The sequence below is a fragment of the Rhizobacter sp. P2_G4 genome (assembly GCF_056403575.1).
This window is the reverse complement of the sequence record NZ_JBFUFG010000003.1, coordinates 440,691-454,966: the sequence shown is the minus strand read 5'-3', so window position 1 is coordinate 454,966 and position 14,276 is coordinate 440,691. Positions and strand designations below refer to the sequence as shown.

Below are 14,276 nucleotides of genomic sequence, written 5' to 3'. Positions count from 1 at the left end.
CTCCAAACGAGTCCGATCAATCACAAACGACACCTGGGTCACTGGCGGGGCTGCGAAGCACCCGACAACAAACCCGACGAGTAGTGCAGGACACCGGACGCGTCCACCACCACTGCATCGACTCCCGGCTGCGACTCGATGAGCCGCATGCCTTTTTCCAACCCCATCACGAAAACGCATTTCGACAGGCCTTCGCTCGTGAGCCCGTCATCCGCCAGGATGGTCACGCTGCGCACGCCGTTCGGCGACTTGCCGGTCTTCGGGTCGATCAGGTGGTGGCAACGCACACCGTCCTGCTCGAAGAAGCGCTCGTAGTCGCCGGACGTCGATATCGACACGTCCTCGAGCGGCAGCACCGCCACCACCTCGCCGGGCCGGCGCGGGTCGCGGATGCCGATGCTCCAGGGCCGGCCGCCGCGGTCGCCCATCACATGGCTGTCGCCGCCAGCCGCCACGGTCGCGTTGGCAATGCCGTGGCGCTTGAGGATGGCGACGCTGTTGTCCACCGCATGGCCCTTGGCGAAGCCGCCGAGGTCGATGCGGGTGCCTTCGCGGGCGAAGCGCAGGGTGCGTGCCTCGCGGTCGAGAATGAGGTTGCGGTAGCCGACGGTGGTGCGGGCACGGGCTAGTTCTTCGTCGCTCGGCTTGATGGCGAGCCGGTAGTCGTAGAGCTGCCCGACGCCGGCGTAGGTGATGTCGAACGCTCCGCCTGACAGTTCAGAGAAGTCGACGGCGCGAGCAATGAGGCGGACCATCTCGGCGCTCAGCGGCACGGCATGGTGGGCGGCTTCGCGGTTGATGATCGACAGCTCGGAGTCGGGCTTGTGCGGGCTCATCGTCCGGTCGATGCGGTGCATCTCCTGCATGACGGCGTCGATCGCGGCCTCTCCGGCCGCAGCGCTGCGGCTCCACAGCTCGACGCGAATCGCGGTCCCCATGATGGCTTCTTCGCGGCTGAACCAGCCTCCCTGCGCCAAGGCACGGCCCTGCCCGCGGTCTGGCTCGACCGCGCGCAGGCTGGGCTTGGACAGGCCGACCATCATGGCTGTACCAGGCACTCCGACTGTTCACGCACTGGGTTCAAGGTTCTCTCCGCTCCGCCTTCTAGGGCCTGGCTTGTGCTGAACGAGCACGCACCGGGGGCTTGTTATCTCCGGCCGCATCATCGGGCTCGCGCCCCGGAAAATAACGTCAATAGTTGGCAATCGGCGACGACCTTACATACGGTCGCACAAGATACGGAGACCGCTGTTCTGGTATCGAGGCAGGTGCTACAAGTACGGAACTCGCCAGCTGTGCGAGCGACTAACGGGTGCGCAGATAATCTGGCGTTCGGCGCGTCGCGACATTTGCGCGCCTCATGCAGCCAGCCTCCAGAACAACGAGAGCCCCCGCTCACATGCCCAGCATCACCCCGCCCGGCCACGCCCCGGTGCCACAGCCATGAAGCCACGCCACAAACGCATCGGGATCATCGTGGGCGCACTGGCCGGCTTGGGCATCGCCGCCGGCTTGGTGCTCAACGCCCTGCAGAGCAACGTCGCCTTCTTCTTCACGCCCACGCAGGTCACCACCGGCGAAGCGCCCCAGAACCGCACCTTCCGGGTTGGCGGCATGGTGCGCCAGGGGAGCCTGCAACGCGACCAGATGACAGTGCACTTCGTCATCACCGACACCGCCAAGGACGTCGCAGTCAGCTACACCGGCATCCTTCCCGACCTGTTCAAGGAGGGCAAGGGCGCGGTCGTGCAGGGCAAGCTCGGCGCCGACGGCCAGTTCGTCGCCACCGAAGTGCTGGCCAAGCACGACGAGAACTACATGCCCCCTGAAGCCAAGCACGCGGTCGATGAAGCCGCCAAGATGGGAAAGACACTCAAGTGACCCCTGAACTCGGCCACCTCGCCCTCATCCTCGCTCTGCTGATTTCGATAACGCAGGGCGTTTTGCCATTGATCGGTGCCCACAAGGGGCATGCAGGCTGGATCGCCCTCGCCCGCCCGGCCGCGCAAACCCAGTTCGTGCTCGTCGCCTTCGCCTTCGCCTGCCTGATGCAGGCTTTTCTGGCGAACGACTTCTCGGTCACCTACGTCGCCCAGCACTCCAACTCCAAGCTCCCGACCGCCTACCGCGCCGCCGCCGTCTGGGGCGGCCACGAGGGTTCGCTGCTGCTCTGGCTGCTGATGCTCAACGGCTGGGCCTTCGCCGTCAGCCTGCTGTCTCGCCAGCTGCCGCAGGCCATGGTGGCCCGGGTTCTTGGGGTGTTGGGGCTGGTCGGCATGGGCTTTCTGCTGTTCATGCTGCTCACCTCCAACCCCTTCGAGCGCATGCTTCCGCCCGCAGCGGAAGGGCAAGACCTGAACCCTCTGCTGCAAGACCCCGGGCTGGTGGTGCACCCGCCCATGCTCTACATGGGCTACGTCGGTTTCTCGGTGGCATTTGCGTTTGCCATCGCCGCCTTGCTGGCAGGCCGGCTCGACGCGGCCTGGGCACGCTGGTCGCGGCCGTGGACCAACGTGGCCTGGGTCTTCCTCACCATCGGCATCGCGCTCGGCTCGTATTGGGCTTATTACGAGCTGGGCTGGGGCGGCTGGTGGTTCTGGGACCCGGTCGAAAACGCCTCGTTCATGCCCTGGCTGGTGGGCACGGCGCTGATCCACTCGCTGGCCGTCACCGAGAAGCGCGGCAGCTTCAAGAACTGGACCGTGCTCCTGGCCATCGCCGCATTCTCGCTGTCGCTGCTCGGCACCTTCCTCGTCCGCTCCGGCGTGCTGACCTCCGTGCATGCCTTTGCCACCGACCCGAAGCGCGGCATCTTCATCCTGGCCTTCCTGACCGCCGTGATCGGCGGCTCTCTGACGCTGTTTGCCTGGCGCGCGCCCAAGGTCAGCATGGGCGGGGCGTTCGCGCTGTTCTCGCGCGAAACGCTGCTGCTGATCAACAACGTGCTGCTGGTGGTGGCCGCCGGTTCGGTGCTGCTCGGCACGCTGTACCCGCTGCTAATCGACGCTCTGGGCATGGGCAAGCTGTCGGTCGGGCCACCCTACTTCAATTCGGTGTTCGTGCCGATCATGCTGCCGCTGCTGTTCCTGATCGCCGTCGGCCCGCTCGCGAACTGGAAGCACGCCGACCCGCGCGACATGACCCAACGCCTGCGTCTGGCCGCCGTGCTGGCGGTGGTCGCCGGCGTCGGCCTGCCCTTTCTCGTCGGCGAATGGACGCCGCTGATCGCGCTCGGCCTGCTGCTGGCGGTGTGGATCGTGGCGAGCTCCGCGTTCCAGATTCGCGCACGTCTCAAGTCGGGTTGGCCGCCCCGGGCGTACTGGGGCATGCACTTGGCGCACATCGGCATTGCGGTGTTCGTGGTCGGCGTCACCCTGGTCAAGGGCTATGAAGTCGAGCGCGACGTTCGCATGGCTGTCGGCGACACCGTGACACTCGGCGGCTACACCGTTCGCCTGAAGGGCGTGGCGCAAGTGCCCGGCCCGAACTACATGGCGCAACGTGGCGACATCGAGCTCTCGAAGAACGGCGAAGTGCTGCGCACGCTGAACCCCGAGAAGCGCAGCTACTTCTCATCGCAGATGCCGATGACCGAAACCGCCATCGACAGCGGCTTGACGCGCGACCTCTATGTCTCGCTCGGCGAACCGCTCGACGCCCAAGGCTCGGCCTGGAGCGTGCGTGTCTACTACAAGCCCTTCATCGTCTGGATCTGGGGCGGCTGCCTGTTGATGGCGCTCGGCGGCGGGCTGGCCGCGAGCGACAGGCGCTACCGCCTGAAGGCGCGCAGCACCGTGGTGCAGGGAGCGCCTGCATGAAACGCTTCCTGATTCCGCTGGCACTCTTCGTGGTGTTGGCGGTGTTCCTGGGCATTGGCCTCAACCGCGATCCACACGAAGTGCCCTCCCCGCTGGTCGGCAAGGCCGCCCCGGCGTTCTCGCTACCGCAGCTCGAAGCCGACGGCCGCTTCAGCCCCAAGGAAATGGCCGGCAAAGTCTGGCTCTTCAATGTGTGGGCCACCTGGTGTGGGCCCTGCCGCGAAGAACACCCCGTTCTCGTCGATTTCGCCAAACAGAAGCTCGCACCGCTGGTCGGCCTCAACTACAAGGACCAGACCCCCGAGGCCAAGAACTGGCTGGCGCGCTTCGGCAACCCGTATGACTTGACGGTGGTCGATGCCGATGGCCGGGTCGGCATCGACTACGGCGTCTACGGCGTGCCCGAGACTTACGTGATCGACAAGACGGGCACCATTCGCTTCAAGCAGATCGGCCCGGTGACGCCCGAAGTCCTGCAGAAGAAGATCGTGCCCCTGATCAAAGAGCTGCAGAAATGAAGAAGCTTTGGGCCGCTGCGGCGCTGGTGCTCGCCGCTGTTTCCGTCCACGCCAACGAGGCCGCACCGCTGGCCGAAGACCCGGTCGTCGAGCAGCGTCTGGTCGTCATTGCTGAAGAGTTGCGCTGCCTCGTCTGCCAGAACGAGTCGCTCGCCGGTTCGCGCTCCGACCTGGCGATGGACCTGCGCCGCGAGATTCGCGGCCTCATCAAGCAAGGCAAGACCGATCAGGAGGTGCGCGACTTCCTCGTCAGCCGCTATGGCGACTTCGTGCTGTACCGCCCGCCCGTCAAGCCCACCACCTGGCTGCTCTGGGGTGGGCCGTTCGTGCTACTGGTCGGCGGGCTGATCGGCCTGGTGGCGTTCTTGCGCAAGCGCAAGCCGGCGGATGCGGCCTTGTCGCCCGAAGACCAACGCAAGGCTGAAGCCTTGCTCAACGGAGAGTCGTGATGGGCGTTTTCGTGCTGGCCGCGGCGGTGCTCGTCGCGGTCACCCTGTTGTTGTTGCTGCGCCCGTGGCGCAAGGCGCCCAAGGCCGAGATGGCCTCCACGCGCGAGATCAACGCCGGCGTTTACCGCGACCAGTTGCAAGAGCTCGATCGCGACCTCGCCGCGGGCCTGATTTCAGCGCCGGACCACGAGCAAGCGCGCGCAGAACTGCAGCGCCGCCTGCTCGACGACGTCAACGTCGGCGAAACGGCTTCCACTGCTGCACCTTTCGGCTCGCGCCGCACCTCGCTGGCGCTCGCCGTGTTGTTGCCACTCGCCGCCGCGGGCCTCTACACCTGGCTCGGCTCACCGGCCGCGCTCGACCCCCGAGCAACTCGCATCGCCACCCAGCAAGACGTCGAGAAGATGGTGTCCGATCTTGCCGCGCGCATGGCCAAAGACCCGTCCGATCCCAAAGGCTGGATCGTGCTGGCCCGTTCGTACCGCGTGATGAACCGCCTGCCGGAGGCCGAAGACGCGTTCAACCACATTGGCGAATCGCTCTATCAGAACGCCACCTTGCTGGCTGAATACGCCGACGTGCTGGCCACCCGGGCCATGGGCAACTTCGACGGCAAGCCGATGGAGATCGTGAAGCGCGCGCTGGAGATCGATCCGCAGAACCCGATGGCGCTTTCACTCGCCGCCACTGCCGCCTACAACCGCAATGACTTCGCCGGTGCCGTGGCGCTGTGGGAACGTCTGCTGACCATCGTGCCGCCCGATTCGGACGACGCCAAATGGCTGGGCGAAGCGGTCTCCAAGACCCGTGCCCAGATCGGCGCACCGGCCGCCACGGCCCAGGCCGCGAGCGGCCCCGCCGACAAGAAGACGGCCGCAGCGGCAACGCCAGCCGTACCCGGCGCCGCCATCAGCGGCCGAGTGAGCTTGAGCCCGGCATTGGCCGCCAAGGTGCAGCCGACCGACACGGTGTTCGTGTTCGCGCGCGCGCCGCAAGGCTCGCGCATGCCCTTGGCCGTGCAGCGCGTGCACGTGTCCGACCTGCCCTTCGACTTCAAGCTCGACGATTCGATGGCCATGAGCCCCGAGTCGAAGATTTCCGGAGCCGCGGAAGTGCGCATCGAGGCGCGCATCTCGAAGAATGGCAGCGCCACGCCTGGACCGGGTGACCTGATCGGCGCAGGGCCGGTGGTGAAGCCGGGCGCGAGCAAGGTTGACGTAGTAATCGATCAGGTTCGGCCCTGAACGGGCCGAAAGGCAAGCTCAGCGACTGACGAAGAAGTCCGCAATGACGTCGGTGGCCGACAGCGCAGTCGACCCTGGCGTGTCACCGCGCGGCTTCTTGCCGCCGGGCCATGAATGCCCGCCCGTCGGCGTGACGCACAGCTTCACTTCGACGCCACCGCGGCAGGACGTATAGGCATCGCAGTACGCACCGGCGTTCTCGAACACGCGTTTCGGCGTGGGGTTGCAGCTGTTCAAGCGAACCCACTTCGCGATCGACACGGGCACCGAGACGAATGAAGTGACCTTCGACGACTTGCGGCCTGCGCCGCCGTCGAACAGCTCCAGCTCGTCGTCCTTGGCGTGGATGTGCAGCACCGAGATCGGTGCCGTGGGCGTGCACGACTGGGTGTTGTCGGTGCCGGCGACGGACGCGATCCCGCGGAACACGTCGGGCATCTCGCAGGCGAGGCGATAGGCCATCATCCCGCCGTTGGACATGCCGTTGGCGAAGATCCGGCGCGGGTCCACATTGAGCTGTGTGCTCAGGCTTTTGACGATGTCGCGAATGAAACCCACATCGTCGCTGCCTTCGTCGCGTGCCGAACCGCAGCAGTTGCCCGCGTTCCAGGTCGCAAGCTTGCCCGACTTGAGCCTGCTGAACCCGTTCGGAAAGACGGCGATGAAGCCTGCCTGGTCCGACTTGGAGATTTGGCCGTAGTAGCTGTCATTGGCTTGGTAGTCCATGCCGCCGCCGCCGCCGTGCAAGGAGAACACGAGGGGCATTGGCGTGGCCACCGAGTAGCTTGCAGGCACGTGAACATGGTACAGGCGCGTTTGGCCTGCATGAACGAGCGACAGTGCATAGTCGCCCGGGCCGGTGATCTGCACATTGGCGACCGCGAGGCTGTCCTGTTTGCCGGCGCGGCGTTCGGCCCATCGTTCGCGAAGGCTCTTCGGTGCGCTGGCGGAGGCCTCATCCTGCGCAAGGCAATTCTGGGCTGCGAGGCTCGCCAGGCCCATCAAGCCGCCGGTGACAAAAACCGTGAACTTGCGAGCCATTCCTTCAAGCCCGGCGCTACAGCGCGCCCTTGCAGGCCGCCACGCGTTCCTTCGCAGGAATCGAGAGCAGCCGGTTCGCCTCGGAGTTGTAGATGGCCTTGTAGGCGTCGCTCTTGCGGATGGAGACGAGGTCCAGCTTGCGCTGGGCCACGGCGGTCGCCAGCATGTCCTGCGCGGCCTTGGCGGTCTTCGGTTCGGCGGTGTTGCAAGCGGAAATCACGGCATCGATGCCGCCCACCATCTGGTCGGTGGCGTCGTCTGCAGCGGCGACACCGGACAGTGTCACCAACACGAACCCCAGCAGGTCACGAAGTCTTGTTTTCAATTTCAGCAAAAAGAGCCCAAATCGGAGTCTRAATCATTCGACCGGATACGGGCCCTCCGCGAATGAGCGGGAATGGTAGGCCTTCGAGCCAATCTGCTGTGCCAGAGGGCTGCGTACGTCGGTGTTTTCCCACAGGCTTCTGAGCACATGATCGAAGTCGTACTTCGGCCGCCAGCCGAGATGTGTTCTCGCCCGCTCGTTGACGTACACCCGCTCGATCTCTGGAAACATGCGCCAGCTACGGGCCGCATACAGCGCCTCGAACTCGGGGGCCTTGCGCTTCAGCACGGCCGGCGCATCGGCGCGCAGGTCGGCCAGGTCGTCTTTCGTGAACGGTGTTGTCGCGCTGATGATGTACTTGTCGAAGCCGATGGCCTCGGCCTTGTCGAGCGCCAGCAGGTGCGCGCTGACCACGTCTTCGATGTCCACGCGCCGATAGAGAAACTCATTGGCGTTGACGTTGCCATGCGAATAACGGTCGCGCACTTCTTTCTGGTCGTCCTCTTCAGGGAAGAAACGTGAGGTTCTGAGCACCAGGCATGACAGGCCATGGTTGCGGTGGAACAGCCGGCACAGGTCTTCGGCGGCCGTCTTGGTCACGCCGTAGATGTTCTTCGGCTGTGGCACCACGTCTTCGGTGATCCAGGCGGCGGGCTGCCCGACCGGTGGGCGCAGCGCATCGCCGAACACGCTCGTCGTGCTGGTGAAGACGAAGCGGCGTGCGCCGGCGAGCACGGCTTCTTCCAGCAAATTCAGCGCACCGGTGATGTTGGTGTCGACGAAGTCCTGGCGGCTGTGTGTCGCGACATGCGGCTTGTGCAGTGTGGCGGTATGCAAGACCGCATCCACCCCTTGCATGCTGCGGCTCACGAACTGCCGGTCCGCGATCGAGCCGACGGCATCGGTGAACGGAGACGGTGCGATGTCGATGCCGATCACCTCGTGCTCGGTGGCCTTCAGGCTGCGAACCAGCACTTCGCCCAAGTGACCCGAACTCCCGGTGACGAGAACTTTCATCAACGGCCGCCCCAGCGCCAGGTGGGTGGCTCTCCCTTCAACCAGCACACCGCCAACAGCAGAGCGCACAGCAGCACCGAGTACGCAAGGAATATCTCGACCCCCTGCCCTGGCAACACGACCAGCGAGCCGGCGACCATGAGACCGGCGAACACCGCCAAAACGGCCCAGCCTTGCCACGCCGTCGGCAGCCCCCATCCCCAGCCGTAGCGCTTCACCGGAAACCAATACCTTGGTTGAGCAGACATCACAGGCCTCCATGAGCACATTTGATTGCCTCCGCCGATGCTATCGGAACTGCGGTTTCACTACGACGTTGCGGGACTCGCTCGTCACCGGGGCGCCAGAAGCATCACGAAGTTCTCTGGCCGGCAACGAGCCTTGGCTGAAGTTGGGCTGCTGGTGCTACTGCGCCGGCACGCAGCCAGCATCCCGCGGCAATGGAGTCGCGTCGAGCATGCGCGGCCACAGCGCCTTCCATGCCGGCCAGTCGTGGCCTCCCCTGGCGGTGAACACCCGGGTCGGCGGCAAGGCCCGGCTCAGCACCTTGTCGTTGTAGACAAAGCGATCGTCGTCGCCGTAGCCGAGGAAGAGCGGCAGTTTCTTGCCCGCGGTCGTAGGGCTGGTCTGCACCTGAAGCCAGCGCCAAAGCGTGAGGTCGATATCGCCTTCGCTCGGCAGATTCGGCGACTGCCATGTGGCGAGGCCGCCCGCGACTTCGATCTCCTTGGCCGAGAGGCGCGACCCAAGATATGGCGCGATGAGCAGCAGGCCCTCCACGTCGTCAGGGCGCGCGTCGGCATACAACATCGAACCCACGGCACCGATCGAGATGCCTGCAAGCCAGATGTGCTTGTAGCCTTGCGCACGTGCCGGTTGAATGACGTCGACCTGCAAGCGCGTGACGATGGAGCGCTTGTCGTAGTAGCCGACGTGCGCATCGACCAGCAGCACATCCACAGCAATTCGCTGGTCGCGAACCGTCTTCACAAAGCCCTCGCGCACGAAGTCTTCCGGCAACGAGTACGAGCCCGGCAGCAGTACCAGCAAGATATCGGGCCGCGTGGCGCAGGCAGCCGGCTGCGCGATGGTTCTCAGCGGCACGACGGTGGGCCGCCACAGGCCACAGCCAGCGAGTAGCGCCGCGGCGCCAAGGCAGGCAGCAAAGCCTCGCAACGCGCGGTGGACGCCGAGCCTCATCTTCAGACGGCCACCAGACCGGTCGCTGAGAACGGCAGCCGCCGAACCCTGCAGCGACCCAGTGAATTGCGGCTAGTCCCGTGCCTCAAGAGCACGGTTGACACTCAACGCTGCCAGCGTGGCCGCGGCACCCGAAAGCAGGTAGACGCTGACGTAGGCCAGGCCGAAGTGGGCTGACAGGCCCAACGCCACCAGCGGCGCAAAGGCCGCGCCGATCAGCCAGGCCAGGTCGGACGTGAGTGCGGCCCCGGTGTAGCGGTACTTCGGCTGGAAGTTCGAGCTGACCGCGCCGGCGGCCTGCCCGTAAGACAAGCCCAGCAGCACGAAGCCGAGCAGGATGAACACGTCTTGCCCCAGGCGGCCGCCGTCGAGCAGCGTGGGGGCGAAGCCGCTGAAGACCGCGATCATCGTGGCGAAGGTGGCCAACGTGCGTCGCCGGCCGATGCGGTCGGCGATGTAGCCCGAGATCACCACGCCGCCGGCACCGAGTGCCGCGCCGATCACCTGCACGACCAGGAACTCGCTGATCGACTGGTTGGAGTACAGCGTGATCCACGACAGCGGGAACACGGTGATCAGGTGGAACAGCGCATAGCTCGCCAGCGCAGCGAACGCACCGACGATCAGCGTGAACCACTGCGACTGCACCAGCTCGCCCACGTTGGTCGGTTCGAGCTCGTTGGCATCGAGCAGCTGGGCGTATTCATGCGTGGCCACCAGCCGCAGGCGCGCAAAGAGCGCCACCACGTTGATGGCGAAGGCCACGTAGAAGGTGTAGCGCCAGCCCCAGTCGAAGAAGTCGTCGGGCGCGAGGCTGGAATACAAAAACGCGAACAAGCCGCTCGCCAGCATGAAACCGATGGGCGCACCCAGCTGGCCGAGCGCAGCGTACCAGCCACGGCGTTCCGGCGGTGCGTTGATGGCCAGCAGCGAAGGCAGCCCGTCCCACGAGCCGCCGAGCGCGATGCCCTGGCCGACACGGAAGACGGACAGCAACACGATTGACGCAAAGCCGAGGCTCGCATAGCCCGGCAGGAAGGCAATGCCGGCTGTGGAGATGCCGAGCAGGAACAACGCGATTGTCAGCTTGGCCTCACGCCCGAAGCGCCGCTGCAGCTTCATGAACACCACGGTGCCGATGGGGCGCGCGATGAACGCAAACGAGAACACGACGAAGGCAAACAGCGTGCCCTCCAGCCCTTTCTCGAACGGGAAGAAGACCGAGGGGAACACCAGCGCCGACGCGATGCCGTAGACGAAGTAGTCGAAGTATTCGGAGACGCGGCCGATGACCACTCCGATCGCGATCTCGCCCGGCGCGATGTTCGTGTGGTCGGCGCTGATCCAGCGCGCGTCGCGGGCAATCTCGGTGTCGGACGTGTGATCGAGGCTGGGCGTCATCATGTGGATAGAAATTGACTGTCGAAGAGACAGGGCGTAGCGTCGCACCGGACAGAAATCACCGCCATAGGACAAAACGTCCAATCCCCGGCGCGCGCCTTTGAACGTAGATTGTGGGCTGTTCAATCCCGTTTTTCCACGCCTTCTTTCGTCTGGCTCATTTCTCACCCGGCATGACCCTCTTCAAGAACCTTCGCGCGCCCTGGCGCAGCCTGTGTGTCTTCCCGATGGCCTGGCTGGCGGGCTGCAACACGCTGGTGCTGAATGCCCCTGGCGACATCGCGGTGCAGCAAGGGCGGCTCATCGTCGTGTCCACGGTGCTGATGCTGCTGATCATCGTGCCAGTGATCGCGCTGACGGTGTTCTTTGCCTGGCGCTACCGCCAGTCGAACAAGGAAGCGACCTACGAGCCCGACTGGGACCACTCCACCGCGCTCGAGCTGGTGATCTGGTCTGCACCGCTGCTGATCATCATTGCGCTCGGTGCCGTCACCTGGATCAGCACCCACACGCTGGACCCGTACCGCGCGCTGCGCCGCATCGACGACACCCGCCCCGTGCCGCAGGGCACCAAGCCGCTGGTGGTCGAAGTCGTCGCGCTCGACTGGAAGTGGCTCTTCATCTACCCCGAGCAGGGCATCGCCACCGTCAACGAGCTGGCCGCGCCGGTCGACGTGCCCATCAGCTTCAAGATCACCGGCTCGACGGTGATGAACTCCTTCTACATTCCCGCGCTCGCCGGCCAGATCTACGCCATGCCGGGCATGGAAACCAAGCTCCACGCCGTGATGAACAAACCCGGTGAGTACGAGGGTTTCTCGGCCAACTACAGCGGTGCCGGTTTCTCCCACATGCGCTTCAAGTTCCATGGCCTCGCGAAGCCCGATTTCGACAAGTGGGTGCAGGCGGCCAAGGCCGGCAGCACAACGCTGAGCCGCGAAGCCTATTTGCAGCTCGAGAAGCCGAGCGAGCGCGAGCCGGTGCAGCGCTTTGCCAGCGTGGCGCCCGACCTGTACGAACGCATCCTCAACCGCTGCGTCGACACCAGCAAGATGTGCATGGCGCAGATGATGGCCATCGACGCCAGCGGCACCGGCTCGGTGGCGGCTTACCCGGTCGCTGCGTCTGGTACCTCGCCGACCGGCCAGGGCATGCGCAGTTATGTCGAGGCGCTCGCCTGCACCACCGACAACCCCGAGGGCCGGCCGATCGCCGTCGCCGCCGTTCCCACCGCGAACTGAACCCAGAGAACCCCGATGCTTGCCTCCGACGACCTGACGAAGCTGATCTTCGGCCGTCTTTCCTGGGACGCGCTCCCGCTGCACGAGCCCATCCTGCTGGTGACCTTCATTGCCGTCGCGATCGGTGGCGTGGCCATCCTCGGCGCCATCACGCGCTTCGGCCTGTGGGGTACCTTGTGGCGCGACTGGATCACCAGCATCGACCACAAGAAGATCGGCATCATGTACATCATCCTCGGGCTGGTGATGCTGCTGCGCGGCTTCTCCGACGCGATCATGATGCGCGCCCAGCAGGCCGTGGCCTTCGGTAGCAACGCGGGCTACCTGCCGCCGCACCACTACGACCAGATCTTCACGGCGCACGGCGTGATCATGATCTTCTTCGTCGCGATGCCGCTGGTCACCGGGCTGATGAACTTCGTGGTGCCGCTGCAAATCGGCGCACGCGACGTGTCCTTCCCCTTCCTGAACAACTTCAGCTTCTGGATGACGACCTTCGGCGCCGGCCTGACCATGGCCTCGCTCTTCGTTGGCGAATTCGCACGCACCGGCTGGCTGGCCTACCCGCCGCTATCAGGCATCGCGTTCAGTCCCGATGTGGGGGTCGATTACTACATCTGGTCATTGCAGATCGCGGGGGTGGGCACGCTGCTCTCTGGCGTGAACCTCATCGCCACCATCGTCAAGATGCGCGCACCCGGCATGACGCTGATGAAGATGCCTATCTTCACCTGGACGGCGCTGTGCACCAACGTGCTGATCGTCGCCGCCTTCCCGGTGCTGACCGCGGTGCTCGGCATGCTGACCCTCGACCGCTACGTCGGCACCAATTTCTTCACCAACGACCTCGGCGGCAACGCCATGATGTACGTGAACCTGATCTGGATCTGGGGTCACCCCGAGGTCTACATCCTGATCCTGCCGGCCTTCGGCATCTTCTCGGAAGTGGTGTCCACCTTCTGCGGCAAGAAGCTCTTCGGCTATGCGTCGATGGTCTACGCCACGGTCGTGATCACCATCCTGTCGTACCTGGTGTGGCTGCACCACTTCTTCACGATGGGCTCGGGCGCAAGCGTCAACTCGTTCTTCGGCATCACGACGATGATCATCTCGATCCCCACGGGCGCGAAGATCTTCAACTGGCTGTTCACGATGTACCGCGGCCGCATCCGCTTCGAGCTGCCGATGATGTGGACCATCGGCTTCATGATCACCTTCGTGATCGGCGGCATGACGGGCGTGCTGCTCGCGGTGCCGCCGGCAGACTTCGTGCTGCACAACAGCCTGTTCCTGATCGCGCACTTCCACAACGTGATCATCGGCGGCGTGCTGTTCGGCCTGCTCGCCGGCATCACCTACTGGTTCCCCAAGGCCTTCGGCTACAAGCTCGACCCGTTCTGGGGCAAGTGCTCGTTCTGGTTCTGGGTCATCGGCTTCTACTTCGCCTTCATGCCGCTGTACGTGCTCGGCCTGATGGGTGTGACGCGCCGCGTGAGCCACTTCGAAGACCCCTCGCTGCAGATCTGGTTCGTGATCGCGGCCTTCGGCGCAGCGCTGATCGCTCTCGGCATCGCCTGCTTCATCATTCAGCTGATCGTGAGCTTCATCCGCCGCGAGTCGCTGCGCGACACCACCGGCGACCCGTGGAACGGCCGCACGCTGGAATGGTCGACCGCCTCACCGCCGCCGGCCTACAACTTCGCGTTCACGCCCATCATCCGCGACAGCGACGCCTGGCACGACATGAAGGCCAACCAGTACGCGCGGCCGAAGGAAGGCTTCATCCCCATCCACATGCCGAGCAACACCTGGGCGGGCTTCGTGATCGCCGCGCTCAGCGCCGTCTGCGGCTTCGCGCTGATCTGGCACATGTGGCTGCTCGCGGGCATCGGCTTCGTCGCGATGATCGGCGCCACCATCGTCCACACCTTCAACTACAAGCGCGACTTCTACATCCCTGCGGACGAGGTCGTCCGCATCGAAAGCGATCGCACCCGACTCCTCGCAGCCAGCCCGACCTGA

Annotated in this window: 14 protein-coding genes; 7 read left to right on the top strand and 7 right to left on the bottom strand. The window is 65.0% G+C overall.

The features are described 5' to 3' along the window. Nucleotides 1-38: 38 nt before the first annotated feature. Nucleotides 39-1,058, bottom strand: coding sequence for an FAD:protein FMN transferase (locus tag AC1DYS_RS14990; protein WP_477900419.1), 1,020 nt, complete (start codon nt 1,056-1,058; stop codon nt 39-41). Nucleotides 1,059-1,443: 385 nt separating this feature from the next. On the opposite strand from AC1DYS_RS14990, the gene ccmE reads away from it, so the two are divergent. The 5 genes from ccmE to ccmI are packed head-to-tail and all read left to right on the top strand — an operon-like array spanning nt 1,444 to nt 6,029. Next, nucleotides 1,444-1,881, top strand: coding sequence for a cytochrome c maturation protein CcmE (ccmE, locus tag AC1DYS_RS14985; RefSeq protein WP_477900417.1), 438 nt, complete (start codon nt 1,444-1,446; stop codon nt 1,879-1,881). Beyond that, nucleotides 1,878-3,818 carry a heme lyase CcmF/NrfE family subunit gene (locus AC1DYS_RS14980; protein WP_477900415.1) on the top strand — a complete coding sequence of 647 codons (1,941 nt, stop codon included), beginning with the start codon at nt 1,878-1,880 and terminating at the stop codon, nt 3,816-3,818. Before ccmE ends, AC1DYS_RS14980 begins: the two co-directional genes overlap by 4 nt. Next, nucleotides 3,815-4,336: a DsbE family thiol:disulfide interchange protein gene (locus AC1DYS_RS14975; protein ID WP_477900413.1), complete on the top strand. Its 522-nt coding sequence runs from the start codon at nt 3,815-3,817 to the stop codon at nt 4,334-4,336. Before AC1DYS_RS14980 ends, AC1DYS_RS14975 begins: the two co-directional genes overlap by 4 nt. After that, on the top strand, nt 4,333-4,785 hold the full coding sequence (locus tag AC1DYS_RS14970) for a cytochrome c-type biogenesis protein (RefSeq protein WP_047491173.1): 453 nt from the start codon (nt 4,333-4,335) through the stop codon (nt 4,783-4,785). Before AC1DYS_RS14975 ends, AC1DYS_RS14970 begins: the two co-directional genes overlap by 4 nt. Then, nucleotides 4,785-6,029, top strand: a complete 1,245-nt coding sequence (gene ccmI / locus AC1DYS_RS14965) for a c-type cytochrome biogenesis protein CcmI (protein WP_477900410.1) — start codon at nt 4,785-4,787, stop codon at nt 6,027-6,029. Before AC1DYS_RS14970 ends, ccmI begins: the two co-directional genes overlap by 1 nt. A gap of 18 nt (nt 6,030-6,047) precedes the next feature. On the opposite strand, the gene AC1DYS_RS14960 is transcribed toward ccmI, so the two are convergent. The 6 genes from AC1DYS_RS14960 to AC1DYS_RS14935 all read right to left on the bottom strand — a co-directional run bounded on the left by AC1DYS_RS14960 (nt 6,048) and on the right by AC1DYS_RS14935 (nt 11,013). Then, the gene (locus AC1DYS_RS14960; protein ID WP_477900408.1) at nt 6,048-7,070 is read right to left on the bottom strand and encodes an extracellular catalytic domain type 1 short-chain-length polyhydroxyalkanoate depolymerase; all 1,023 of its coding nucleotides are present in this window, start codon (nt 7,068-7,070) and stop codon (nt 6,048-6,050) included. Between the two features lie 16 nt (nt 7,071-7,086). Then, complete coding sequence (locus AC1DYS_RS14955) at nt 7,087-7,395, bottom strand: hypothetical protein (protein WP_477900406.1); 309 nt, start codon at nt 7,393-7,395, stop codon at nt 7,087-7,089. 33 nt (nt 7,396-7,428) lie between these two features. Then, nucleotides 7,429-8,412: an NAD-dependent epimerase/dehydratase family protein gene (locus tag AC1DYS_RS14950; RefSeq protein WP_477900404.1), complete on the bottom strand. Its 984-nt coding sequence runs from the start codon at nt 8,410-8,412 to the stop codon at nt 7,429-7,431. After that, nucleotides 8,412-8,660, bottom strand: a complete 249-nt coding sequence (locus AC1DYS_RS14945) for a hypothetical protein (protein ID WP_477900402.1) — start codon at nt 8,658-8,660, stop codon at nt 8,412-8,414. Before AC1DYS_RS14945 ends, AC1DYS_RS14950 begins: the two co-directional genes overlap by 1 nt. 157 nt (nt 8,661-8,817) lie before the next feature. After that, the gene (locus AC1DYS_RS14940; RefSeq protein WP_477900400.1) at nt 8,818-9,516 is read right to left on the bottom strand and encodes an alpha/beta hydrolase; all 699 of its coding nucleotides are present in this window, start codon (nt 9,514-9,516) and stop codon (nt 8,818-8,820) included. A gap of 168 nt (nt 9,517-9,684) precedes the next feature. Beyond that, nucleotides 9,685-11,013 (bottom strand): MFS transporter, encoded by a 1,329-nt coding sequence (locus AC1DYS_RS14935; protein WP_477900848.1) that lies wholly within the window; start codon nt 11,011-11,013, stop codon nt 9,685-9,687. A 173-nt stretch (nt 11,014-11,186) separates the two neighbouring features. Between AC1DYS_RS14935 and cyoA the strand changes: the two genes are divergently transcribed. Both cyoA and cyoB read left to right on the top strand, forming a co-directional pair. Then, a complete protein-coding gene (cyoA, locus tag AC1DYS_RS14930) occupies nt 11,187-12,254 on the top strand; it encodes a ubiquinol oxidase subunit II (protein ID WP_477900398.1) in 1,068 nt (355 codons plus the stop codon). A 15-nt stretch (nt 12,255-12,269) separates the two neighbouring features. After that, entirely contained in the window at nt 12,270-14,276 is a 2,007-nt protein-coding gene (cyoB, locus tag AC1DYS_RS14925; RefSeq protein WP_477900396.1) for a cytochrome o ubiquinol oxidase subunit I, read from the top strand.

What these genes read in the sequence shown, in the direction of transcription:
- ccmE (WP_477900417.1), top strand. Translation starts at nt 1,444, where the DNA reads ATGAAGCCACGCCACAAACGCATCGGGATCATCGTGGGCGCACTGGCC.
- AC1DYS_RS14975 (WP_477900413.1), top strand. Translation starts at nt 3,815, where the DNA reads ATGAAACGCTTCCTGATTCCGCTGGCACTCTTCGTGGTGTTGGCGGTG.
- AC1DYS_RS14970 (WP_047491173.1), top strand. Translation starts at nt 4,333, where the DNA reads ATGAAGAAGCTTTGGGCCGCTGCGGCGCTGGTGCTCGCCGCTGTTTCC.
- ccmI (WP_477900410.1), top strand. Translation starts at nt 4,785, where the DNA reads ATGGGCGTTTTCGTGCTGGCCGCGGCGGTGCTCGTCGCGGTCACCCTG.
- AC1DYS_RS14960 (WP_477900408.1), bottom strand. Translation starts at nt 7,070, where the DNA reads ATGGCTCGCAAGTTCACGGTTTTTGTCACCGGCGGCTTGATGGGCCTG.
- AC1DYS_RS14950 (WP_477900404.1), bottom strand. Translation starts at nt 8,412, where the DNA reads ATGAAAGTTCTCGTCACCGGGAGTTCGGGTCACTTGGGCGAAGTGCTG.
- AC1DYS_RS14945 (WP_477900402.1), bottom strand. Translation starts at nt 8,660, where the DNA reads ATGTCTGCTCAACCAAGGTATTGGTTTCCGGTGAAGCGCTACGGCTGG.
- AC1DYS_RS14935 (WP_477900848.1), bottom strand. Translation starts at nt 11,013, where the DNA reads ATGACGCCCAGCCTCGATCACACGTCCGACACCGAGATTGCCCGCGAC.
- cyoA (WP_477900398.1), top strand. Translation starts at nt 11,187, where the DNA reads ATGACCCTCTTCAAGAACCTTCGCGCGCCCTGGCGCAGCCTGTGTGTC.
- cyoB (WP_477900396.1), top strand. Translation starts at nt 12,270, where the DNA reads ATGCTTGCCTCCGACGACCTGACGAAGCTGATCTTCGGCCGTCTTTCC.